Genomic DNA, 22,694 nt, shown 5'->3' on the forward strand with positions numbered 1-22,694 from the left:
ATAATGAGTAACTTCGCTGTTTCCCTTCCTGATGTGGTCGCGCCTGATATTATTGCGATAGTACCGGCTGCGGGTATTGGTAGCCGTATGCAGGCTGATTGTCCTAAACAGTATTTGACTGTGGGGGGCAAGACGATAATTGAACATGCAATTTCATCGTTGTTCGGCCACCCGCGAGTTCAGCGGATTATCGTGGTGATACACCCGCAGGACACTCAATTTTCTATGCTACCTATCGCGCAGGACTCTCGCATCAGTATTGTCCACGGTGGTGAGCTGCGTGCTGACTCTGTGATGGCAGGTTTGCAGCAGGCAGGGCAGGCCAAATGGGTGTTGGTTCATGATGCCGCTCGTCCTTGCTTGCACCCTGACTGTTTTGAAAAGCTGTTAGCGATTACAGCACACAGCAAGGTTGGCGGTATTCTGGCAGCACCGGTTCGTGACACCATGAAACGCGGTGAAGCGGGTATTCACGCCATAGCCCATACAGTAGATCGCCAGGATCTGTGGCACGCCCTTACCCCCCAGATTTTCCCACTTGAGTTATTAAAAATGTGCTTATCCCGCGCCCTGCAAGACGGGGTGATGGTCACGGATGAGGCTTCAGCTTTGGAACATTGCGGCTATCATCCGCTACTGATTGCGGGCCGTTCGGATAATATCAAGGTGACGCGCCCAGAGGATCTGGCGCTGGCAGAGTTTTACTTAACCCAACGGCAATATCCAAAATGATTGGAGTGCAATTAATGCGAATTGGTCATGGTTTCGATGTTCATAAATTTGGCGAAAATGGCAGTGGCCCGCTGATTATTGGTGGCGTGCGTATCCCCTACGAGAAGGGCTTACTGGCGCACTCTGATGGTGATGTTGCATTACACGCAGCCACCGATGCGCTATTAGGTGCCGCAGCGTTAGGCGATATCGGCAAATTGTTCCCCGATACCGATCCTGCCTTTAAAGGTGCTGACAGCCGTGGCTTATTGCGTGAGGCTTATCGCCGGATTTTGGCGAAAGGCTATAAGCTCGGTAATCTCGATATTACGATTATTGCTCAGGCACCTAAAATGGCACCCCATATCCCGCAAATGCGCGTTAATTTGGCGGAAGACCTACAATGTCATATGGATGATATCAACGTAAAAGCGACCACCACTGAGCAGCTCGGTTTTACCGGGCGTGGTGAAGGCATTGCGTGTGAAGCGGTTGCGCTATTAATTAAAGTCGAACAGGCTTAAGGCATAACAGATGGATATGGAAAATCTAACCTGGCTCCACGGCAAACCCAAGGCCAGCGGCATTTTAAAAGCTAATCCGGAAGATTTTCTGGTGATAGAGGATTTGGGATTTGAGCCGGATGGTGAAGGCGAGCATTTGCTGGTCCGTATCCGCAAGAATGGCTGTAATACCCAGTTTGTTGCGGATTATTTGGCACGTTTTGCCAAGATCCATCCGCGCCTGGTGAGCTATGCCGGCTTGAAAGATCGTCACGCGGTCACCGAGCAGTGGTTCTGTCTGCACTTACCGGGTAAAGACGCGCCGGATTTGTCTACTTTCGAACTTGAAGGGTGTGAAGTGTTGGAAGCGGTGCGACAGAAACGCAAGCTGCGCATTGGTTCACTGAAAGGCAATGCTTTCACCTTGGTGCTGCGTCATATTACGGATCGGCAGGATGTCGAACAACGGTTGCAACAGATTGCCGCTCACGGCGTACCTAACTATTTCGGCAGCCAGCGCTTTGGTCGTGGGGGGAATAATCTGGTACAGGCGCGCTTATGGGCGAATAATGAGATTCGGGTTAAAGAGCGTAGCAAACGCAGCTTTTATCTTTCGGCCAGCCGCAGCGCAATGTTCAATTTAATCAGCAGTCACCGTTTAGCACAACAGCAGGCGGCAACGGTACTGGAAGGCGATGCTTTGCAGCTCTCCGGGCGCGGCAGTTGGTTTGTTGCCAAACCGGATGAACTGGCTACTTTGCAGCAACGGGTTGATATCGGTGAATTGAATATTACCGCACCTCTGCCGGGTGATGGCGAATTAGGCACGCAAGGCGAAGCATTGGCGTTTGAACTGGCATGTCTGGCGGCGCAAACCGACTTACTGGCGTTGATCAGACGTGAACGCGTCGAAGGCGGGCGCCGTGCCATTTTGCTGAAACCGCAGAATATGGCATGGAATTGGTGGGATGACGTAACTCTTGAAGTGAGCTTCTGGTTACCCGCCGGCAGTTTTGCCACCAGTGTGGTGCGAGAAATAATGAGCCAGGATAATGCCGATGCTGCGGATATTGCTGAGTAACGACGACGGTATTTCCGCACCGGGTATACAAACGCTGGCTGCCGCATTGCGGGAGTTTGCACAGGTGCAAATTGTTGCACCGGATCGCAACCGTAGCGGTTCATCCAATGCATTAACGCTCGATTGCGCATTACGCATTACCACATTATCCAATGGCGATATTGCGGTGCAGCAAGGCACTCCGACCGATTGTGTCTATCTGGGGGTCAACGCTTTGATGCGCCCGCGACCCGATATTGTGGTATCGGGTATCAACGCAGGCCCAAATCTGGGTGATGATGTCATCTATTCCGGCACGGTAGCTGCGGCCATGGAGGGGCGTCATTTAGGTTTCCCTGCTCTGGCAGTCTCACTCAACGGTCATCAGCATTACGCTACCGCAGCGGCAGTCACCTGCCGTATATTACGGGCGTTGCACCGTAAGCCATTGCGTACTGGCAAGATACTCAATGTTAATGTCCCTGATTTACCCTTATCTGAGATTAAAGGTATTCGGGTGACACGTTGTGGTAGCCGCCATCCGGCAGAGCAGGTATTTTGTCAACAAGACCCGCGCGGGCAGGATCTCTATTGGATTGGGCCGCCTGGTGAAAAATTTGATGTGGGGCCGGATACTGATTTTGCTGCGATTGAGCAAGGTTATGTTTCTATCACGCCGCTTCAGGTTGATTTAACGGCCTACGCGGCACAGGACGTAGTTGAACGTTGGTTAGCTGATATTACTGATTAATAAATACCGAGGTTGACGGGGAATGGTGAATAAACGTATGCAAACATTGCTGATGCAGTTACGTCAGCAAGGTATTCAGGACGAACGCTTGTTGCAAGCGATCGAAGCGGTGCCACGTGAGCGTTTCGTCGATGAAGCTTTATCCCATAAGGCATATGAGAATACCGCTCTTCCCATTGGTTCTGGGCAGACGATTTCTCAGCCCTACATGGTGGCGCGGATGACCGAGTTGTTACAACTGACTCCCACCTCGCGGGTATTAGAAATAGGCACCGGTTCTGGCTATCAGACTGCTATTCTGGCGCATTTGGTTGAACATGTCTGCTCAGTCGAACGAATCAAAGGGCTACAGTGGCAGGCAAAACGTCGCCTGAAACAGTTGGATCTGCATAATGTCTCTACCCGTCATGGTGATGGCTGGTTAGGTTGGACATCACGCGGGCCATTTGATGCGATCATTGTGACCGCAGCCCCCCCCGAAATCCCTCATGCACTGCTTGAGCAATTAGATGACGGTGGAATTTTGGTGTTGCCGGTTGGGGAGCAGGCTCAAACATTGCAATGCGTGCAACGCCGTAACAATGAATTCAAGGTTGAAACGGTGGAAGCGGTGCGCTTTGTACCTTTGGTTAAAGGGGAACTCGCCTGAGAAATGTCTCTATTTCATCCTTAAACCTTCATCGTGGCTGCGACGTTATTGTTAACGTTAAAGATCGGTGTAAAATCAGTAACATAAATTTTATGGTCTGGCAGGCGTGGTCTTGATAGGATGCGCGCTTGTGCATTTTGTTTCTTTGGTGCAGACCAACCGTTGGTTTGGTTATGTGCTGATGAGCCTTTTAATACGTGAAAATGAGTGAAGTGACCGTCATTAACCCGCGGTTTTACTGTCGCTAATGGTCATTTTGACTACAGTATAAAAGGTATTTTGGATACATCGCTTATTATTGCTGTCACGGGGGAAGCATGAGCACGGGAAGCCCAATGATTACATTACGCCGGGTTGCGGCATGTACGGTTATGAGTTTGTGGTTAGTTGGTTGTACCAATAATGATAATTCAACAGCGGCCCCTATCAGTAGTGTGGGTGGTGACAGTTCAGGTGCGATGATAAGGGGTACGGGCACCAATAGTTCTGGTGAACGTATTGTTTATAACCGTAGCTACGGCGATATCCCCAAGGGAAGCTACAGCGGTAATACCTATACCGTTAAGCGTGGTGATACGCTGTTTTATATTGCCTGGATAACGGGGAATGACTTCCGTGATCTGGCTGCAAAAAATAATATTGCTGAACCCTACAGCTTGAATGTGGGTCAATCCCTCCAGTTGGGTAATGGATCGGGTGGCGGTATGTTAGCCGCAACCGATGCCACATCAGGCGGAGTAGCAAAACCGCCGGCAAATATTCAGAACACAACTACAACGGTTGATTCTCAATCAACTAGCGCGTATTCTGAAAACTCGGGTAAACAGAATGTTGGTAAAATGTTACCAGCGTCAGGGGCTGTTGTCGCTACAACCGCACCTGTTACCGCGCCAGGCAGTTCCGTCAGTGAACCCGCCAGTAATGGTGGTCCAGTCAGTAGCTGGAAATGGCCAACTGAAGGTAAAACGATCGATAGTTTCTCTGCTTCCGAAGGGGGCAATAAAGGGATTGATATCGCCGGTTCTCGTGGGCAACCGATTTTCGCTACAGCAGATGGGCGAGTTGTGTATGCCGGGAACGCACTGCGGGGTTACGGTAATCTAATCATCATCAAACACAATGATGATTACCTGAGCGCCTACGCTCATAACGATACAATGCTGGTCCGGGAACAACAAGAAGTGAAGGCGGGTCAAAAAATAGCAACCATGGGTAGCACCGGAACCAGTTCAGTAAGATTGCACTTTGAAATTCGTTACAAGGGGAAATCCGTAAACCCGCTGCGTTACCTTCCGCAGCGATAGATTGGGCAGAATACGCTGTATTCTGCTCGCCGGATTCACGGGTAGGAGCAGCATATGAGCCAAAATACGCTGAAAGTTAACGAGTTGCATGAAGATGCTGATTTTGATGAAAACAGTACGGAAACTGAAATTTTCGATGAAAAAGCATTAGTAGAGGATGAATCTACTGAAAGCGAGTTAGCAGAAGATGAGCTGTTGGCGCAAGGTGTTACCCAGCGGGTGCTGGATGCGACTCAGCTCTATCTTGGTGAGATTGGGTATTCACCATTGTTAACTGCCGAAGAAGAGGTTTATTTTGCCCGCCGTGCATTGCGCGGAGATGTGCCTTCACGTCGGCGGATGATCGAAAGTAACTTGCGGTTGGTGGTGAAAATTGCCCGCCGTTACAGTAATCGTGGTTTAGCACTGTTGGATCTGATCGAAGAGGGTAACCTCGGCTTGATTCGTGCGGTGGAAAAGTTTGACCCTGAACGCGGTTTCCGTTTCTCCACTTATGCTACCTGGTGGATTCGTCAAACGATTGAACGGGCAATTATGAATCAAACCCGAACTATCCGTTTACCTATCCATATTGTTAAAGAATTAAACGTTTATTTGCGTACCGCGCGAGAACTTTCTCATAAATTGGATCATGAACCGAGCGCTGAAGAGATTGCAGAGCAACTCGACAAACCGGTCGATGATGTGAGTCGTATGTTGCGTCTTAATGAACGTATCACTTCTGTTGATACACCTTTAGGCGGCGATTCAGAGAAAGCCTTGTTGGATATTCTGTCTGACGAAAATGAAAACGGTCCAGAAGATACGACGCAAGATGATGATATGAAACAAAGTATCGTCAAATGGTTGTTTGAGTTAAATGCCAAACAGCGCGAAGTATTGGCCCGTCGTTTTGGTCTGCTAGGGTATGAAGCTGCAACGTTGGAAGATGTAGGCCGTGAGATTGGTTTGACACGCGAACGTGTCCGCCAGATTCAAGTTGAAGGTTTGCGTCGTTTGCGGGAAATATTGCAAACACAAGGTCTGAGCATCGAGGCGTTGTTCCGCGAATAGAAAGAATAAAGGACACTAGATACAGATACCGATCATGCCTTGGGTGAATAAAGGCCCTTGAAAGGTCAATATCTTGTAGTCCGCCGAATAGCATATAAACATATGCATTCTATAAAACACAAAAACGGTGAACAGATGTTCACCGTTTTTTTATGTCTGCTAGACCATGTTCTTCAGGCGATAAATCCATTCCAGTGCCTGACGGGGTGACAGTGAATCGGGGTCGAGTGCTTCCAAGGCTTCAACGGCCGGTGGCGTTTCTTCATTAAGCAGTGTCAGTTGCGAGCCATCAATTTTGCTGGCTGCGGCGTTATTTGAGAGTGATTCCAGTTCTTTCAGTTTTTGCCGCGCCCGCTTAATGACATCCCGTGGAACACCAGCCAGTGCTGCGACCGCCAAACCATAACTTTTACTGGCCGCACCATCTTGCACGCTATGCATAAAGGCGATGGTTTCACCGTGTTCCATTGCATCCAGATGAACATTCACCACACCTTCCATTTTCTCCGGCAGGGTCGTTAGTTCGAAGTAGTGGGTGGCAAATAGTGTCATTGCCTTAATACGGCTGGCCAGATTTTCAGCACAGGCCCAAGCCAATGACAAGCCATCATAGGTTGAGGTGCCACGGCCAATTTCATCCATTAACACCAGGCTTTGTTCGGTGGCATTATGCAGAATATTGGCAGTTTCGGTCATTTCCACCATAAAGGTCGAGCGGCCGGATGCCAGGTCATCCGCTGCACCAACGCGGGTAAAGATGCGATCAACTGGGCCAATAGTGGCCTGATCCGCTGGAACGTAGCTGCCCATATGAGCCAGCAGCACGATCAATGCAGTTTGACGCATATAGGTACTTTTCCCCCCATATTAGGGCCGGTAATGATCAGCATTCGCCGCTGGGGTGATAACGTCAACGGATTGGAAATAAAAGGCTCACTCAGAACTTGTTCCACCACCGGGTGGCGGCCACCGGTAATTTTGATGCCCGGTTTATCACTTAAGGTCGGGCAGGAATAGTTGAGTGTTTCAGCCCGTTCAGCCAGATTCGCCAGCACATCCAGCTCGGCCAGTGCATTGGCGCTGATCTGCAATTCGGGCAAATGTGGTAGCAGAAGATCAAAAATCTCTTCGTATAAACCTTTTTCAATCGCCAGCGCTTTGCCTTTAGAGGTCAGAACCTTGTCTTCATACTCTTTCAGTTCCGGAATAATGTAGCGCTCGGCGTTTTTCAGTGTTTGTCGGCGCACGTAATGAATTGGCACTAGGTGACTCTGGCCACGACTGACCTGAATGTAATAGCCGTGCACACCATTAAAGCCCACCTTTAAGGTATCTAACCCCAGTTTCTCACGCTCACGGATCTCCAGCCTATCCAGATAATCAGTGGCTCCGTCGGCCAACGCCCGCCACTCATCCAGCTCAGTGTTGTAACCTGGTGCAATCACGCCACCATCGCGCACTAATACCGGCGGCGTTTCGACAATAGCCCGTTCTAGCAGGTCTTGTAGCTCATCGAATTGGCCCACCTGCGACAACAGGTTTTGCACATGGGGAATATTTACCGGTTGCAGTAAACGATGGATCTCCGGCAACTGTTGAAATGCATGACGCATTCTCGCCAAATCTCTCGGGCGTGCAGTGCGTAACGCCAGGCGTGCCAGGATACGTTCCAGATCACCGACTTGGCGCAAAGGTGTTTGCAGTTCGGCGGTAATCTCTTGCAAGCTGCCAATGGCTTGCTGGCGATCTGTTAATACCTTGATGTCACGAACTGGCATATGTAGCCAGCGTTTCAGCATACGGCTGCCCATTGCTGTTACGCTGCAATCAAGGATGGCAGCTAAGGTATTTTCAGTTCCGCCAGACAGGTTTTGCGTAAGTTCGAGGTTGCGGCGCGCGGCTGCGTCCATGATGATACCGTCTTGCTGGCGCTCCATCGTTAAACCACGGATATGGGGCAACGAGGTGCGCTGGGTATCTTTGACATATTGCAGCAGGCAACCTGCGGCACGTAGCGCCAGATGGGCTTGCTCCACACCGAAACCAATTAAATCACGGGTAGCAAATTGCAGATTAAGCTGCTGTTTAGCGGTTTCCAGCTCAAATTCCCACAATGGGCGGCGGCGTAAGCCATGACGCTGCTCTATCAGCGACATTTGCTCAAAATTTTCGGGATAAAGTAACTCCGCGGGATGGGTGCGTTGCAGTTCGGCGGCCATAGTTTCAAGATCAGCCGGTTCTGTGACCCTAAAACGGCCTGAACTAATATCCAATGTTGCGTAACCGAATCCACGTCCATCCTGCCAAATAGCAGCCAGCAGATTATCCTGCCGCTCTTGCAATAAAGCTTCATCGCTGACTGTACCTGGTGTCACGATACGCACTACTTTGCGCTCAACCGGGCCTTTACTGGTCGCGGGATCACCGATTTGCTCGCAAATAGCCGCAGACTCACCCAACTGGACTAACTTTGCCAGATAGTTTTCTATTGAATGGTAAGGAACACCCGCCATAGGAATTGGTTCTCCGGCGGAGGCACCCCGTTTAGTCAGCGAGATATCCAGTAACTGTGACGCGCGCTTGGCATCACTGTAAAATAGCTCATAAAAATCCCCCATCCGATAAAACAATAAGATATCAGGGTGTTGGGCTTTGAGTCGCAGATACTGCTGCATCATTGGGGTATGGGAGTCGAGTTTGTCGGTGTTATTCATGCGATATAGTTTCTAGTCCATTGAATTTAAAGTGCATTGTGATTTTTATTGTTATCGTTGGTCATCACATGATTTTACGGCTAACAAGAGAGGCAAGCTATTAAAAGTGCAACTATAATAGAGATAAAGGCCACTTCATTGTTACCCACCATCAAGTCTTTTTTCCAGCAGGTATACTAGCCCAGCGGTCATGAAACTGACATAGGTAAAAATTCGAGACATCTCGCAGAGTTTATTTGTATGTGGGGAAAAAAACATCTGTTAGGGAGTTTTTTATGCTATTTGCAGCTCAAAAAACAAGCAATAAAGTATCAGCGTAATCGTCAGGCCAATGTCGAAAAGTACAATTTAAATAGGGGGGGCTATCGTTGATTAAGGCAGAAATTTTAATTTATCAACTTCATCTCCAACATTGCGATATTAACAACGGATATGTGGTGCTTTGATTAGATTTTTATTCTTTTCTGATGGTGAAAAATAATCCATCTTAAACAGTCATATGTGACGAGGTTACCCATGCTTTATGTAGATATCCCCAGCCGTGAAGAATTTTTACTTTTATCTGATGCACGCGCAGACGCTTGCGTATCTATCTACATTGAAACATCGCCAAGGCATCAGGAACTGACCGCCAGTAAAATCCAGATGGGTAATTTCATCAAAGATGCATTACGGCAACTTCAAGCGATTGATTTTGATAAACGCCGTCTGGCTCAGATTGAAGTAGAGCTAAATTCTATCTTGGATGACGCCAGTTTTTGGGACATGCACGCCTACAGTTTAGCTATTTTTGCTAACCCGGACAGTATCCGAACCTATCGTTTAGCGAATGCTATTCCCAATCAGTTACATGTGAGTGACCGTTTCTATGTTAAGCCGCTATTGCGGGCGCTGACATTTCCTCATTCTGCCTATATTTTGGCTCTATCAGAGAATCAAACGCGGGTTATAGAGTTTTTTGCGGATGTCCCCGCAGCAGAAATGGCTGTAGCAAACTTGCCAACCAGTGTCTTGGATGCCGTGGGTAAAGCATCGCTAAATGTGCAGAAACACGGTGGTGTCGACGATAAAATTCGTTTGGCGCAATACACTCGTCAAATTGACCATGCGCTGCGCCCGATTTTTGTTCAGCGTGACTGCCCGTTGATTTTAGTGAGCACTGAACCATTGGCTTCTATTTACCGTTCGACGAATACATTACCCCATCTGGTTGATGAAACTTTATTTACCAACGCGGAGCATATCGGTATATCTGAATTAGTCACGATGGCGCGTCCATTCATGGAGCGGTACTATCAATCTCAGATAGCAGCGTTGAAACCCCTGTTTGAAACTCGAGCAGGCCAAAGACGCGTAACAACTGATTTGTCTGATGCTGCACGATTGGCAACTCAGGGGGCAATAGATCTATTACTGGTGGATATGGATAGTGTTGTTGCAGGTATTGTTGATGAGCAAGGCTCGATCACCTTTACTGAACAAGATGATGCGCTAAGCTACGGTGTTATCGACGAAATAGCCCGACGTGCGCTGGCTACTGGTGCACAAGTGATGGCTGTTCGTCAGAATGATCTGCCTAAAGGCCAGCATCTAAATGCCATATTGCGTTACCCACTGTAGTAATCTCTTCTGGCAAAGTGGAAAACCGGGTGTCTTCCCCCGGTTTTTATCCTGTTAAGACGACCCGAACGTCGGGTTATCGGGGAATAATGCTTGAGCCGCTCGTAGCAAGCTATCGGCTTGAGCAACCTCATTCTGATAGCGGGCAATCATGATAAGGCTTTGATAAACGTTTGGATCGTTATGGTACTGGATGTACTGCTTTGCCCATATCGTAAACTGCGCCAGTAAAGCTGGATCAGGCCGTTTGTTGAATTGTAATAGTAGATTGATATGGCGGATGTATTGATAGCGTTCCCACTGGATATAAGGATTTTTCAGGTTATCTAATGGCCGCATATCTACCAAGCCACTTCGCTCCGTTAGCGTCAGTACCCGCCCTGTTTGCCAGCCGGTTATCATAAATATCAATGTGAACAGCGCCGAGAAAACTACGCTACCATCGAGCCTACGTTGCCATAAAGCTGGCTTGGCTATCGTGGGGTGAATCATGGTTTCGGGAACCATCAATCGGCCCAATAAAATCAGCACTAACCAATGAGCTGCTGATTGATAAAGTGGGAGTTCGGTCATTAAATGTAAGGCGATAGGCAGAGTTAGCACCCAGAGAGGGAAGACTATTTTCGGTTGAATGAAAAGTGGTTTGATATAGCCAATAGCTAATACCAGCATTCCAATCAATGCCACTATGCCCCCCTCGACCCAAGCATAGAGCAGTTCATTATGTGGATGGGAGGGGTAAATGAAGTGTTTGGTGACATGCCCAGCTTGTGCCAGTTCGCGAGCGAAAGCCGGTTCGAAACTGCCAAAACCCCAGCCTTGCCACGGATGCTGCTGTATCATCTGCCAGGTATAGACCAGTATTAACCCGCGTTGTTGGTTACTGGCTGCTTTCGATATCCAAACACTATCCACCATCTGATCCGACAGAGAGTACGCCGCCAGCAGGCTTAATAAACTGCATAGCCATAACCCTACCATCTGCCTCTGTCGCCAATAATAGAGCGACAACAATAGCAACGTGGTTACCCCACCAAGCCAGCCAATTCTGGAATGTAACAACATCAATAAGCCTGGGAAGACCAGCAGCGTGAGTGTACATAGGCCACGTACAATTCGATGAGAGGACACCATAAACAGGTAGATGGCAATTCCATACCCTGTGGCAATATAACTGGCTAACACATTGGTTTGCTGAAATATCCCGTAAGGGCGTTCAGCTAGATCAAACTCCATCCAGTTATTGGATGTAAAAACGGTCCATTGCAGTAGCGCCAGAATGGTCTGGCTCCAGGCAGAGAGCAAAATCAGTAATAACCACCCTTGACGTACATTCGCATTCAGCTTGAGGCGAAACAGCCCCAGCAGCAGGACTATGCCACCCCACAAGCCCAGTATTCGGGGTAGCCAACTGCTAACGTTTTCTAGGCTCTCAGGGTGTAAACCAGGAAGACTCATAAGCAGTACACCGGATAACAGCCAGCGGCCTCCTGGTGAGGTTATGATTTCCTTCATGTCGAAACGAGGTACATAGAGTGCTATGGCCAGTAGTGCCATCATGCCCCAGACGACAATGTTAAGCGGAAGATGTAGCCCTGAACCTCCTGGATTGATTGCGTAGTGCATCATGGCAAGAAAGGTGAGAGATAAGACACCCAAAACAGCAAGATTAATACCTTGGGGTGAGAGTGCTGATCTTATGAATGCACGTATGGATGGTTTCATTTCTATCATCAGCTTTCTGGTTCAGACCGCATTCTTTTTTCTGTCGGTTGCGCAATAAACCAGCGTAAGGAGTTCATTACTTTGGTCTCTGACATTTCCACCCTGTTTTCATCGACCAGCTTCATTAATACCAACCTTGCCGTATAAATATCTAATTGTGCTTTATCGGCAAGTTCTCTGGTTTTAGGCCAATTGACCACAGGAGGGAGAGATTCAGTAAACTGCTCCTTTAATGCATTACACTTCTCTTCCAGAATTTCCATTATTTCTTCTTTACGCTGATTTCTGTATGCCATATTTTTATCCTTGTTGTAATGATGACTTAAGAATTTCTACTGCGGTGCTTATATTTGTCTGTTGGTGATATATTTAATTCCTATTTACATGTGGGATTATTCATACGACAAAATAGAATGGTCCTACATTTTTCTGGGTGTATTTCCTTTCTGTTTTAGATGTGTTGTTATATTCCCTCTTCATTAAGGTCTAATGCGACCATCTATATGATGTGAATGCTTTTGTTATTGCATGTAAACAAAAGGTTGTTGGTTTAATTAATAAATAGATTTTATTTTCATTCTGTTGGTAATCACTTACATATCAAAGGCTTTATCTTTTCTACTTCTATGTGTCAGCCATATTTAATTAAGATAAACCTTGCTCGTGATCGTGTATTTCCTAAGTTGTTGTAAGGTTTTGTATATTTTGTGATTTTAAGGTGTTTATGCTGTTTGTATTTCAACGGTAAGCACTTAATGTCGAGTATAATTTGCCATTGAAAATATGCAATCTTTAATTTTGAAAAAGCAAGTTTTAGCGATCTAATATGTCGACTTGCTCTTTTTCATAGTGGTATATGTCGAGGGCATAGGGTTTATCGATCAAAGTTATCGATACAATCGACTGGGGGGAATTAAATAAGTTAAACACTCTGAATTTTATCTGTTTGAATTAAATATCTATGAACTAAATGTTTATATTTGTATTATCTGCAACGAAAACTAAGAGCCATGTCGTTATTTAAATGAAAGTATGTGGTGTGGAACTCTTAGAGTTTCTACACCGTTACTTTATGGCTCCATGCGTTTCGACACTTTTTCTGCCGTATCTTCTAAGAAAAAGTTGTATTTAATTTTATTTTTAACTACGTCAATGCTGTATTTCCCTTGATTTTATTAAGGTAAGTCAGCATGCCAAATTTTAATTGTGTGCATAAAGGAATCACGTAATGAAACTGAATAAAACGATCTTGGCTGCGGGTTTGGTACTGGGTTTTGCTTCTGTGGCTCACGCTGCTGATCAGGGGCACGGTACTGTGACTTTTACCGGTTCTATCATTGACGCACCTTGCTCAATCACTCCTGATACCGTTGATCAGACTGTGAATTTGGGCCAGATCTCTAATGTTGCTTTGACAAATGGTGGTAAATCAACTCCGCGCAATTTCCTGATCAAACTGGAAAACTGCGATGTCACGACACTGGACACTGTAACCACTACATTCAGCGGTTCAGAATCAACAGCTGTCGCTGGCCTGTTGGGTATCACTGGTGTAGCTGAAGGCGCGGGTATTGCCATCACTGATGGTTCTGGTTCTGTAGTGACTTTGGGCCAGCCAACTGCTGGGCAAACTTTGGTTGGCCCAAACAATACACTGACTTTCTCAGCTTACCTGCAAGGCAGCACAGCTTCTAACGCAGTTAAGCCTGGTAACTTCTACAGCGTAGCTGACTTCACGCTGGCTTACCAATAAGCACCCCTTTTTTAATTGGACATGCGGAGCTTTCCGCATGTCTTTTCCTCTTGAAAAAGATACGTGTTGGATGAGCCAGGTGATTTATGTTCGGGTCATTTTTTCAAATAGTGCCTCCTTCCTTACTGATGGCCTTATTGGTGAGTTTATCGGTAATGGCTGCTCCCCTGAAAACAGAGTGGGGTCGCGTAAGTATGGAAGGAAGTATTACTGATACTGCCTGTGCAATTGATCCAGGCAGCCTCGAACAAACCATTGATATGTCGATATTACCTATCGGCCAGTTAGTCGAAAACGGTGCGGGAAGTGAGCATCCGTTCGAGATTCGTTTGCTGGATTGCACGTTGGTTCATGCTGATCCTGCTAAATCTAATTTGCAGCATTTTTCCGTGACATTTGACGGCGCAGCGGACGGTAGTGACTTTGCCGTTCTCGGTGAGGCTGAAGGGGTTGCGTTACAAATTGTGGATGACAGGGGGAATATTGCTGCGCCTGGTGTGCAGTCGCCGGATATCAATATCATCCCTGGTGATATGACGCTCAATTATGCCCTGCGTTTAGTGGGCAATGGAAAAATGCTGCGTGCTGGTTCTTATCATTCCAGCGTCCGTTTCAAATTGGATTATTACTGATTTCAATAAGTAAGGTGATCTATCTCATGGTATCCGCTCCTTTCATCACCTACGGTTTTGTCCGTCGTGATTTGTTACGTATTTTGATTGCGACAGCGTTATGTAGCAATGCTTGTGGGGCGGCGGCCAGTGATGATATTCAGTTTAATACCGATGTACTGGATACCAAGGATCGAGCCAATATCGATTTAAGTCAGTTTTCTCAACGTGGTTTTATTATGCCAGGCAGTTACAACCTGCTGGTATATATGAATAAACAAGAACTCAATGAGCAACAAGTGGTGTTTTATCCCGCCGAAAAAGATCCTAAGAAGAGTGATGCTTGTTTATCCCCAAAGTTGGTAGAACTGCTGGCGTTGAAAGAAGAGAATCTCCATAAACTGACTTGGTGGCATAACGGTGAGTGTCTGAACATCGACAGCTTGCCCGGCATGACTGTGCGGGGTGATTTGGCCTCGTCGTCACTGTTTTTGGGGGTACCGCAAGCCTGGTTGGAATACAGTTCCGCCGATTGGGACCCGCCATCACGTTGGGAAGAAGGAATTTCTGGCGTACTGTTTGATTACAATATGTTAGGGCAGCTTAACCGTCAGGAAACAAATAATAGTAGCAATAATACCCTGAGTGGGAATGGTACGACGGGTGCCAATATCGGTGCCTGGCGATTGCGTGCGGACTGGCAGAGCCGAATCGCTCAAGTCTCTGGTTCGCCCACTGAGCGGCAGTGGGATTGGAGCCGTTATTACGCGTATCGGGCTATTCCAAATTTAGGTGCCAAGTTGACACTGGGGGAGGATTTTCTGAACTCGGGTATTTTTGACAGCTTTCGCTTTAGCGGTGCCAGCCTGGCAACCGATGACAATATGTTGCCACCGAATTTGCGGGGTTATGCGCCTGAAATTTCAGGGGTTGCGCGTACCAGCGCCAAAGTGGTTGTCAGTCAGCAAGGACGCGTATTAAGCGAAACATTGGTCGCCGCTGGCCCGTTTCGTATTCAAAATTTAAACAGTTTTGTCTCTGGCACACTGGATGTCCAGGTGGAGGAAGCTGATGGGCAGGTGCAGAAATTCCAGGTTAATACTGCCAGCATCCCTTATCTGACACGCCCTGGGATGGTGCGCTACAAGGTGGCCGCCGGTAAGCCTTCGGATATTGGCCATCATGCTGAAGGGCCATTATTTGCCACCGGTGAGTTCTCCTGGGGGATTAATAACGGCTGGTCATTGTATGGCGGTGCGATCAATGGTGAAAACGAATATCAGGCCGCTTCAATGGGGGTTGGCCGAGACTTGATGGCGCTGGGCGCGTTGTCAGTTGATATGACTCAATCGTGGGCCAGTTTGCCCGATCAAGGCAACTTGAGTGGTGGCTCTTACCGCATCAACTATTCGAAAAACTTCCAGGAGAGTGGCAGTCAGGTGACGTTCGCCGGCTATCGTTTTTCCGAACGTAATTTTATGAGCATGACCGATTATCTCAATACGCGCTATCGCGGCGACCCCGTTGGTGGCAACAAAGAGATGTATACCATCAGCTTTAACCAGCAATTTCGCGATCTGGGCTTGAGCGCTTATTTGAACTATAGCCACCAGACCTATTGGGATCGTTCGGCGAATGATCGCTATAACCTGTCATTAGCTCGCTATTTTGATATCGGCAAATTCAAGAATGTCAGTGTGACGCTGTCGGCTTACCGTAACAGCTATAACGATAGCAATGATGACGGGGTCTATGTCTCGATGTCGATGCCATTCGGTGAGAGCGCCACTGTCAGTTACAGCGCAACCGTGAGCGGTAGCGAAACCACGCAACGCGTAGGTTATACCGATCGTTTGGATGCACATAATAGTTATCAGCTTAATACTGGTGTGGCGCGCAGTGGCGCGTTAGTGAGTGGTAACTTCAATCATGAAGGTAACAACGCCACCGTGAATGCGAATGCCAGTTATCAAGAAGGGCAATACAACTCAGTAGGGGTTGGTGTGCAAGGCGGAGCCACCTTGACGGCGGAAGGTGGCGCACTTCATCGGGCAAATACCATCGGCGGTACCCGACTCATGCTTGATACCCAAGGTGTTGCCGATGTTCCGGTTCAGGGGTACGGATCCACGGTGCGAACCAACAATTTCGGTAAGGCCGTGGTGAGTGATATCAACAGCTATTACCGCAATCGCGCCAGCATTGATGTCGATAATTTGGCTGATGATGTTGAGGTCGGCAACAGCTCGGTGGCACAACTGACATTGACCGAAGGCGCTATTGGCTATCGCCGTTTTGATGTGATTTCAGGTGAGAAGGCGATGGCCGTATTGCGGATGGCGGATGGCACGTCACCGCCGTTTGGCGCTACGGTATTAAACGAATCTCAGCAGGAAACTGGCATTGTGAACGACGACGGTTCGACCTACTTAAGTGGTATCAAAGCGGGTGAGACTATGTCAGTAAATTGGAATGGACAGGCGCAGTGTCGCATCACTTTGCCGGAGACATTATCGGCGCAAGTGCTGACCAATCTGTTGCTACCTTGCCACCCGATTGCGGTGGGGGATAAGCCGCCTACGACTCAATAAAAACACAGTAAAAACATAAAGAAATAACCGAAAATCAGTGCTGCCCGGTTCTGACATGATTAATCGAAGGAAAAGGTAATGAAATTGAACAATAAATTGCGAGTCACTGCCATTTTAATCACGGCATTTATGGCACATGGCGCAATGGCTGCCATCGCACTCGACAGGACTCGGGTAATTCTTAACGGTGGTGATAAATCTATCAGCCTGAATATCAGTAATCAGAATAAGCAACTGCCTTATCTGGCTCAAGGGTGGATTGAAGATGAGCAGGGTAACAAAATTAATACACCGCTGACGGTAGTTCCGCCGGTGCAGCGTGTGGAAGCGGGCGCACTCAGCCAGTTAAAAGTGCAAACACTGCCCGCCGTCAGCCAGTTAGCGCAGGACAGGGAAACACTGTTCTATTTTAACTTGCGTGAAATTCCACCGCGCACAGATAAACCCAATACGTTGCAGATTGCGCTACAAACACGCATCAAACTTTTCTACCGGCCCGCATCCATCGTGCCGACCAAGAGCGAGATGTCGACGCCCTGGCAAGAAAAGTTGCAGCTAACCCGCCAGGGCGACCGTTATCAGGTCAATAACCCGACACCGTATTACATCACGTTGGTCGATTTTAGCGAGAGTAAAACCGGGAAAACCGCTGCGGGCTTTAAGCCATTGATGGTTCCACCGAAAGGGCAGAGCATGTTAGATGCCAGTGCTGGCGCGTTAGGCAGCAAGCCGGTATTGACTTACGTCAACGATTTTGGCGGTCGTCCAAAACTGACATTTGCTTGCACCGGCAGCACCTGCTCAGTAGTTGAAAGCACCAAATAAGCGCTTATCACGGCGTAATTCCGATAGAGATAAAGCCGTGATATTTGGCTGAACGATGAATAAGGAATATGGGATGAGTTCTGTTAACCGATTGGGCACGATGATGATAGCGTTAATGACATTATCAAGCACCACGGCATGGGCATTGAACAAGACCGCAACGGTCAATGTTTCGGTGACTATTTTTGCCGCGCCGCCTTGCGTGATTAACAGTAATAGCACCATCAATGTCAATTTTGGCAACGATATCCTGACTTCACGGATTGACGGCACTCAATATATGCAGCCAGTGAATTATACCCTCGACTGTACAACGGCGGCATCCAACAGCCTGAAAATGAGTATTCAGGGTAATACCGCGACATTTGGTAACGGCATATTGAGAACCAGCACCCCAGGATTAGGTGTCCAGTTAATTCGGAACGGGCAGCCTTTAGCGCTCAATACTTCACTCAATTTCACTTATCCGACTATTCCGGTTTTGCAGGCGGTGCCGGTAAAACAGACCAATATCACGCTGGCGACGGGTGATTTTACCGCTTCAGCGACGATGCTTGTGGAGTATCAGTAATGATGAATGATCAATCCATATTGTGCGTTGCGGCTACGGTTGTTGTGATGCTGAGTAGCCCCTTGGCATACGCCGATAATATGCAATTCTCTGGTACATTAATTGATCCGCCGCCATGCGTTATTAACAGTGGCAGCACCATTGATGTGGCTTTCGGCGAAAATCTGGGGGTGAAAAAGATCGATGGCATCAACTATACCCAAAATGTGCCTTATCAAGTGACTTGCGATGCGTTAACCGCAGGCTTGGATCTTGGTCTTACGATAATCAGCGCATCAGTCACTACCTTTGATTCTGCGGCGATACAAACCAATATGCCGGATCTCGGTATTCGCTTGCTGAAAAATGGTATTCCGCTTGCCCTTAATACCCGTATTCCTTATGACAACAGCAACCCACCAATATTACAGGCGGTACCGGTTCAGGTTGTGGGGGCAACCTTGGGTGAGGGTGTTTTTGAGGCTACCGCGACATTATTAGTAGATTATCAATAGGATAAAATAATGACTAATTTATATCTGCTGATGCGCTATTGTCTTATTGTCTTGAGTATTTTGATACTGAACATCTGTTGGATATTACCGATATATGCCGCAGATAATATGCGTTTTCATGGCGCTCTGGTGGCAGAACCTTGCACTATTCGCCCAGGAGATGAAGCTATTGCTCTGGAGTTTGGCACGGTAATAGATAAATACCTCTATCTGAATCAGCGTACGTTAGGTAAACAGTTTCAAATACATCTGATTGATTGTGATATCAGTCAGGGTAATACCGTGAAAATTATTTTCTCCGGCAGTAATAATAGCTATTTACCAGGGCTATTGGCGGTCAACGGTAATGATATGGGAATAGCGATTGGACTGGAAACGCTGGCCGGAACACTTTTACCTTTAGATCAAGAGAACGATGCTATCGTACTTAATTCTGGCGGCAATGTTATTACATTAAAAGCGTATGTTCAGGGTGAACCGGATGCTATCACCCAGCACACAATTAAGCGTGGCGGTTTTACAGCAATAGCAACTTTTACTCTGCAATATTATTGATTGGTGTTTCTTATCACGGTTTATTTCAAGACGAAAAAACCGTAGCTGAGATTTATTTTCAATGGAAATTTAATTAATGAAACAGCCTGATATGCAGTTAACTCATAGATATTGCTGGATAATAGCCTGTGTGCTGTTTTTATTCCCGCAATATGGCGAAGCCAGTGCCTGGGTATCGACACAAACACGTATTAGTGGCCAATATATTGGTACTTTCTCCTGGCCTAGCGAGGAAAATGGCAGCACTCAACTTTGTACCGCAGCCTCTTGCTCTGTAGCAATATGCCATTTTTCAAATGATCCGGATGAGCTTTGTGCCAACCCATCCTATGCCTTATCTCGTGTCATTGTTCCGCGTGGCGCAACGGCTCAGGATATGAGGGTTGCTTTCGTTACCAAAAATGGCGTATCCGGCAGTTGGGCGACAATAACCACCAACCCCCTGCGGGCAGTGGGCACCTGCTTTGGCGTGATGTATTGGCAAGGGGCTAACGATATCAACTTCAGCGGCCAATCTATTCCTGGCTCTTACTGTGGCACGGTTCCTCCAACGCCAGAAACGTGTGATATCACCGGTGATGTCAACATTAGCTATGGCTCTCTTAATCAACAGAGTGTCAATGGCTCGCAAAAAAGCGCACCGTTGTATATAAACTGTACCGCCAATACCTTACTGAAATTAACGTTAGTGGGTAACACCAGTATCAACCTTGGGCAAAACGGTAACCTGACATCAACGCTGAAAGTGTCAGGGCAAGATTTGTCAAATGGGGTATCAGTGACCGCAGGGGTTGGAAATAATACTTTTATGATTGAGTCGACATTGCATACGGCAGGGTTACCTGACGCGGGGAGTTTTAATGGTAGTGGAGTGGTGATAATGTCTTATTTTTAAACCCCGATTGATATGTGTGCTTTATATTAGCGCATCATTATTAAGAATATAAATAGGATTTTACTCGGGTAGTTATTTATATTCTTAGTATTTAATCTTAATTTCGCTATATAGCTATAGTGAAAATCTCCCGTGGGTTTAATTCACGTCGCGTTCAGTAAATAAATATTATTTATATTGTGTTTTATTGTGCTTATATAGTATAAATTTATCGCTTAGGATTATTTTATTCTAACGTACTCTTACTAATGGGCTATTGAGTAATAGGCTGTAAATTTATATTTAAGGGATTCACATGAAAAAAATTGACATGGCTGATGCCAATACTGTTATTGGCGGGACTTGTACTACATGTACAGATACTTACGAATGGTTGACTGGCAGCACGACGTTAACTTGTCAGGCAATTACTACATGTACAGATAAACACGGTAAAGTTGTTAGCCGTACTGCGACACCGACCAGTGTTGCTAACTGCCGTTAAGATATCAAATTGATTAACGATTAATATCTGATGATAACCCAGGCAAGTATAGGGTTAGTTATCTTGCTTGCCTGTTTTACTTTTATGAATGTGTTTTTAGCGCTGGAGTTTAATAAATTTAGCGTTAATTTAATGTGAAGATAATTTTATGCCTATAAAGAATGATATATTTACCAAAAAAAGCATTTTAAGAAAAAGCGGGTTTTTTATAGGCTACACAATTTTTGTTATCTTGGTTTCTTCATTGATAACTACCGCCTACTTTCACTACTTCGTACTCAATCAGGACACACAGGAAAGCCTCATATCTGTCAGCAGTAGTGACATTCAAGGCAGCCCTATCAAAGACGATAAAACTATTATCGAGATCTTCTCTTATGGTTGCCATTACTGTGCCATTAATGAAGAGAATATGGCCAAATTAGAACAGCGAATGCCGGAAGGGACACGTTTTATTCGCCTGCATATCAGCAGTGATCAGCCCAGCGGCCTGGCGCGGTTTGCACCGATCTTTGCCACCTTAAGCGTCATGGGAATTGAACCACAATATCGCCAGAGTGCCTATAAAGCGGTGCTAAAAGATAACATTGATTTAACTGACCGCAGCCAACGAGACGCTTGGTTAAAATCGAATGATATTGATGTCGTAAAATATCAGCAAACCAGCCAGTCGGCAGAGGTTAAAGACCTGCTCAACTATATGACGGCGGTCAGGACATATTACAAAATTGACGCTACACCTGCTTTTATTGTCGGTAAAAAATGGGTAGCACTTCAGGATCGAGCGTTCCCTGCGTTCTCAGACCATCTTTTGTCATTATTACAGCACGATAAGGCACTGGACAAATAATGAGGCTGTTTGTCGTCTGGGGCTATTTTATCTGGAGAAACCAACTCGATAAGTTGACCTTTAGTGGTGCAGTATTTAGACGTATGCAGCTAAAACTGGCTTGCTGGTTATTACACCACGGTGATTACCGCTTTTTATTGTGGTGTGCTGCGGTTCGCCGCGTGATGGGCTTGAATTCACGGCGACAGAAAAATTTGGCGCGGGTGGCGGCGGCTAACAGCCAATGCTTATTGCAGGGTCAGAATAGCCCGTCAATGCGGAATTTTATCCAAATAGCCCAGCGTCGTCAGGTATTGGAACTGGCTGCAACTTATGGGCAAAACCGGCAAATTTTAGCGCAGTTAGCTGCCTGCACCCAACAACTGGATAATCAGGTGAGTGCGCTGCATCAGGCGGGTTCACCGGTCATTCTGGCCCCACTGCATATGGTTTCCGATGTTCTGGCGGGCATAGTCGGTGCAGGGGTTTACCCTGGGCAGGCGACGGTGGTCGTTTCGGCCAGCGCGGAGGCTTATAAAGAGCAGGCTCGGCAAATGGGCGGCGTGAATATTTCTTACTGCTCGATCCATGCGGATAGCCGTGCAATTGCAGGTAATCTGATGGATGCCATTATGCAAGCGGCTGAACATAAACAGAATATCATTATCTTCCCCGATATCACGCCGGATTATACCGTGAATAACCAGATGGCTGAAACGGCCAAAATGCCCTGTCAGTTATTTAACCGCCCAGCGAGTTTGCACAGCGGCATTATTCGCGTTGCCAGAGCACTGTCAGCGCAGGTGGTTTTTTATTATCTCTATTACGACAAAGAAATAAAAATCCATATTTACCCTGCGCTCACGGCTCGGGAAGTAAAAATGAAATTACCCGAATTGATTGAAATATCAATGATACAGCATCCACAAGACTGGTTGTTATGGCACTCGCATTCGTTATTTTTTATTAACGAATAATGTTACTTACGAAGAATAG

At 46.9% G+C, this 22,694-nt stretch carries 21 protein-coding genes and 1 pseudogene; 19 read left to right on the forward strand and 3 right to left on the reverse strand.

Features of this window, described 5'->3' with window-relative positions:
- Nucleotides 1–3 precede the first annotated feature (3 nt).
- The 7 genes from ispD to rpoS all read left to right on the forward strand — a co-directional run bounded on the left by ispD (nucleotide 4) and on the right by rpoS (nucleotide 6,031).
- The gene (gene ispD, locus YALDO0001_RS06540) at nucleotides 4–732 is read left to right on the forward strand and encodes a 2-C-methyl-D-erythritol 4-phosphate cytidylyltransferase (protein WP_004701150.1); all 729 of its coding nucleotides are present in this window, start codon (nucleotides 4–6) and stop codon (nucleotides 730–732) included.
- Nucleotides 733–746: 14 nt separating this feature from the next.
- Nucleotides 747–1,235 carry a 2-C-methyl-D-erythritol 2,4-cyclodiphosphate synthase gene (gene ispF, locus YALDO0001_RS06545; protein WP_042548672.1) on the forward strand — a complete coding sequence of 163 codons (489 nt, stop codon included), beginning with the start codon at nucleotides 747–749 and terminating at the stop codon, nucleotides 1,233–1,235.
- 10 nt (nucleotides 1,236–1,245) lie between these two features.
- Nucleotides 1,246–2,295 (forward strand): tRNA pseudouridine(13) synthase TruD, encoded by a 1,050-nt coding sequence (gene truD, locus YALDO0001_RS06550; RefSeq protein ID WP_004701155.1) that lies wholly within the window; start codon nucleotides 1,246–1,248, stop codon nucleotides 2,293–2,295.
- Nucleotides 2,273–3,025, forward strand: coding sequence for a 5'/3'-nucleotidase SurE (gene surE, locus YALDO0001_RS06555; RefSeq protein ID WP_042547883.1), 753 nt, complete (start codon nucleotides 2,273–2,275; stop codon nucleotides 3,023–3,025). Before truD ends, surE begins: the two co-directional genes overlap by 23 nt.
- A gap of 22 nt (nucleotides 3,026–3,047) precedes the next feature.
- Nucleotides 3,048–3,674 carry a protein-L-isoaspartate(D-aspartate) O-methyltransferase gene (locus tag YALDO0001_RS06560; protein ID WP_004701159.1) on the forward strand — a complete coding sequence of 209 codons (627 nt, stop codon included), beginning with the start codon at nucleotides 3,048–3,050 and terminating at the stop codon, nucleotides 3,672–3,674.
- Between the two features lie 335 nt (nucleotides 3,675–4,009).
- Complete coding sequence (nlpD, locus tag YALDO0001_RS06565) at nucleotides 4,010–4,978, forward strand: murein hydrolase activator NlpD (RefSeq protein ID WP_004701161.1); 969 nt, start codon at nucleotides 4,010–4,012, stop codon at nucleotides 4,976–4,978.
- A gap of 54 nt (nucleotides 4,979–5,032) precedes the next feature.
- On the forward strand, nucleotides 5,033–6,031 hold the full coding sequence (gene rpoS, locus YALDO0001_RS06570) for an RNA polymerase sigma factor RpoS (RefSeq protein ID WP_004701163.1): 999 nt from the start codon (nucleotides 5,033–5,035) through the stop codon (nucleotides 6,029–6,031).
- Between the two features lie 159 nt (nucleotides 6,032–6,190).
- Here the strand turns inward: rpoS and mutS are convergent.
- A pseudogene (mutS, locus tag YALDO0001_RS06575) lies at nucleotides 6,191–8,745 on the reverse strand (DNA mismatch repair protein MutS).
- Between the two features lie 516 nt (nucleotides 8,746–9,261).
- Here mutS and YALDO0001_RS06580 point away from each other — a divergent pair.
- Nucleotides 9,262–10,365, forward strand: a complete 1,104-nt coding sequence (locus tag YALDO0001_RS06580) for a baeRF11 domain-containing protein (RefSeq protein WP_004701170.1) — start codon at nucleotides 9,262–9,264, stop codon at nucleotides 10,363–10,365.
- A 54-nt stretch (nucleotides 10,366–10,419) separates the two neighbouring features.
- Here YALDO0001_RS06580 and YALDO0001_RS06585 read toward each other — a convergent pair whose 3' ends face one another.
- Entirely contained in the window at nucleotides 10,420–11,994 is a 1,575-nt protein-coding gene (locus YALDO0001_RS06585) for a PglL family O-oligosaccharyltransferase (protein ID WP_004701172.1), read from the reverse strand.
- A 104-nt stretch (nucleotides 11,995–12,098) separates the two neighbouring features.
- Nucleotides 12,099–12,386 (reverse strand): FaeA/PapI family transcriptional regulator, encoded by a 288-nt coding sequence (locus YALDO0001_RS06590; protein WP_004701174.1) that lies wholly within the window; start codon nucleotides 12,384–12,386, stop codon nucleotides 12,099–12,101.
- Nucleotides 12,387–13,318: 932 nt separating this feature from the next.
- Here YALDO0001_RS06590 and YALDO0001_RS06595 point away from each other — a divergent pair.
- The 11 genes from YALDO0001_RS06595 to YALDO0001_RS06645 all read left to right on the forward strand — a co-directional run bounded on the left by YALDO0001_RS06595 (nucleotide 13,319) and on the right by YALDO0001_RS06645 (nucleotide 22,675).
- The gene (locus YALDO0001_RS06595; protein WP_004701175.1) at nucleotides 13,319–13,843 is read left to right on the forward strand and encodes a fimbrial protein; all 525 of its coding nucleotides are present in this window, start codon (nucleotides 13,319–13,321) and stop codon (nucleotides 13,841–13,843) included.
- Between the two features lie 128 nt (nucleotides 13,844–13,971).
- Nucleotides 13,972–14,475 carry a fimbrial protein gene (locus YALDO0001_RS06600; protein WP_004701178.1) on the forward strand — a complete coding sequence of 168 codons (504 nt, stop codon included), beginning with the start codon at nucleotides 13,972–13,974 and terminating at the stop codon, nucleotides 14,473–14,475.
- Between the two features lie 26 nt (nucleotides 14,476–14,501).
- Nucleotides 14,502–17,045 carry an outer membrane usher protein gene (locus YALDO0001_RS06605; RefSeq protein ID WP_004701179.1) on the forward strand — a complete coding sequence of 848 codons (2,544 nt, stop codon included), beginning with the start codon at nucleotides 14,502–14,504 and terminating at the stop codon, nucleotides 17,043–17,045.
- Between the two features lie 78 nt (nucleotides 17,046–17,123).
- Nucleotides 17,124–17,870 (forward strand): fimbria/pilus periplasmic chaperone, encoded by a 747-nt coding sequence (locus YALDO0001_RS06610; RefSeq protein WP_004701181.1) that lies wholly within the window; start codon nucleotides 17,124–17,126, stop codon nucleotides 17,868–17,870.
- Nucleotides 17,871–17,943: 73 nt separating this feature from the next.
- A complete protein-coding gene (locus YALDO0001_RS06615; RefSeq protein WP_042839505.1) occupies nucleotides 17,944–18,441 on the forward strand; it encodes a fimbrial protein in 498 nt (165 codons plus the stop codon).
- Nucleotides 18,441–18,935: a fimbrial protein gene (locus YALDO0001_RS06620; RefSeq protein ID WP_082168013.1), complete on the forward strand. Its 495-nt coding sequence runs from the start codon at nucleotides 18,441–18,443 to the stop codon at nucleotides 18,933–18,935. The genes YALDO0001_RS06615 and YALDO0001_RS06620 overlap by 1 nt, the downstream gene beginning before the upstream one ends.
- A gap of 9 nt (nucleotides 18,936–18,944) precedes the next feature.
- Nucleotides 18,945–19,490, forward strand: a complete 546-nt coding sequence (locus YALDO0001_RS06625; protein WP_004701185.1) for a fimbrial protein — start codon at nucleotides 18,945–18,947, stop codon at nucleotides 19,488–19,490.
- Nucleotides 19,491–19,566: 76 nt separating this feature from the next.
- Nucleotides 19,567–20,385, forward strand: a complete 819-nt coding sequence (locus YALDO0001_RS06630; protein WP_004701187.1) for an MrpH family fimbial adhesin — start codon at nucleotides 19,567–19,569, stop codon at nucleotides 20,383–20,385.
- A gap of 295 nt (nucleotides 20,386–20,680) precedes the next feature.
- Nucleotides 20,681–20,869 (forward strand): DUF4762 family protein, encoded by a 189-nt coding sequence (locus tag YALDO0001_RS06635; protein WP_004701190.1) that lies wholly within the window; start codon nucleotides 20,681–20,683, stop codon nucleotides 20,867–20,869.
- A gap of 244 nt (nucleotides 20,870–21,113) precedes the next feature.
- A complete protein-coding gene (locus YALDO0001_RS06640) occupies nucleotides 21,114–21,719 on the forward strand; it encodes a DsbA family protein (protein ID WP_231585781.1) in 606 nt (201 codons plus the stop codon).
- Nucleotides 21,719–22,675: a lysophospholipid acyltransferase family protein gene (locus tag YALDO0001_RS06645; protein ID WP_004701191.1), complete on the forward strand. Its 957-nt coding sequence runs from the start codon at nucleotides 21,719–21,721 to the stop codon at nucleotides 22,673–22,675. The genes YALDO0001_RS06640 and YALDO0001_RS06645 overlap by 1 nt, the downstream gene beginning before the upstream one ends.
- Nucleotides 22,676–22,694: the final 19 nt, after the last annotated feature.

This window comes from Yersinia aldovae ATCC 35236 (genome assembly GCF_000173735.1).
In the GTDB taxonomy this organism is placed as follows: Bacteria; Pseudomonadota; Gammaproteobacteria; order Enterobacterales; family Enterobacteriaceae; genus Yersinia; species Yersinia aldovae.

Coding starts and splice junctions, on each gene's coding strand:
- YALDO0001_RS06560 (WP_004701159.1), top strand. CDS start 3,048: ATGGTGAATAAACGTATGCAAACATTGCTGATGCAGTTACGTCAGCAA.
- YALDO0001_RS06645 (WP_004701191.1), top strand. CDS start 21,719: ATGAGGCTGTTTGTCGTCTGGGGCTATTTTATCTGGAGAAACCAACTC.
- YALDO0001_RS06595 (WP_004701175.1), top strand. CDS start 13,319: ATGAAACTGAATAAAACGATCTTGGCTGCGGGTTTGGTACTGGGTTTT.
- ispF (WP_042548672.1), top strand. CDS start 747: ATGCGAATTGGTCATGGTTTCGATGTTCATAAATTTGGCGAAAATGGC.
- truD (WP_004701155.1), top strand. CDS start 1,246: ATGGATATGGAAAATCTAACCTGGCTCCACGGCAAACCCAAGGCCAGC.
- surE (WP_042547883.1), top strand. CDS start 2,273: ATGCTGCGGATATTGCTGAGTAACGACGACGGTATTTCCGCACCGGGT.
- nlpD (WP_004701161.1), top strand. CDS start 4,010: ATGATTACATTACGCCGGGTTGCGGCATGTACGGTTATGAGTTTGTGG.
- YALDO0001_RS06585 (WP_004701172.1), bottom strand. CDS start 11,994: ATGATGCACTACGCAATCAATCCAGGAGGTTCAGGGCTACATCTTCCG.
- YALDO0001_RS06635 (WP_004701190.1), top strand. CDS start 20,681: ATGAAAAAAATTGACATGGCTGATGCCAATACTGTTATTGGCGGGACT.
- YALDO0001_RS06590 (WP_004701174.1), bottom strand. CDS start 12,386: ATGGCATACAGAAATCAGCGTAAAGAAGAAATAATGGAAATTCTGGAA.
- YALDO0001_RS06600 (WP_004701178.1), top strand. CDS start 13,972: ATGGCCTTATTGGTGAGTTTATCGGTAATGGCTGCTCCCCTGAAAACA.
- YALDO0001_RS06615 (WP_042839505.1), top strand. CDS start 17,944: ATGAGTTCTGTTAACCGATTGGGCACGATGATGATAGCGTTAATGACA.
- rpoS (WP_004701163.1), top strand. CDS start 5,033: ATGAGCCAAAATACGCTGAAAGTTAACGAGTTGCATGAAGATGCTGAT.
- YALDO0001_RS06610 (WP_004701181.1), top strand. CDS start 17,124: ATGAAATTGAACAATAAATTGCGAGTCACTGCCATTTTAATCACGGCA.
- YALDO0001_RS06605 (WP_004701179.1), top strand. CDS start 14,502: ATGGTATCCGCTCCTTTCATCACCTACGGTTTTGTCCGTCGTGATTTG.
- YALDO0001_RS06580 (WP_004701170.1), top strand. CDS start 9,262: ATGCTTTATGTAGATATCCCCAGCCGTGAAGAATTTTTACTTTTATCT.
- YALDO0001_RS06630 (WP_004701187.1), top strand. CDS start 19,567: ATGAAACAGCCTGATATGCAGTTAACTCATAGATATTGCTGGATAATA.
- YALDO0001_RS06625 (WP_004701185.1), top strand. CDS start 18,945: ATGACTAATTTATATCTGCTGATGCGCTATTGTCTTATTGTCTTGAGT.
- ispD (WP_004701150.1), top strand. CDS start 4: ATGAGTAACTTCGCTGTTTCCCTTCCTGATGTGGTCGCGCCTGATATT.
- YALDO0001_RS06620 (WP_082168013.1), top strand. CDS start 18,441: ATGATGAATGATCAATCCATATTGTGCGTTGCGGCTACGGTTGTTGTG.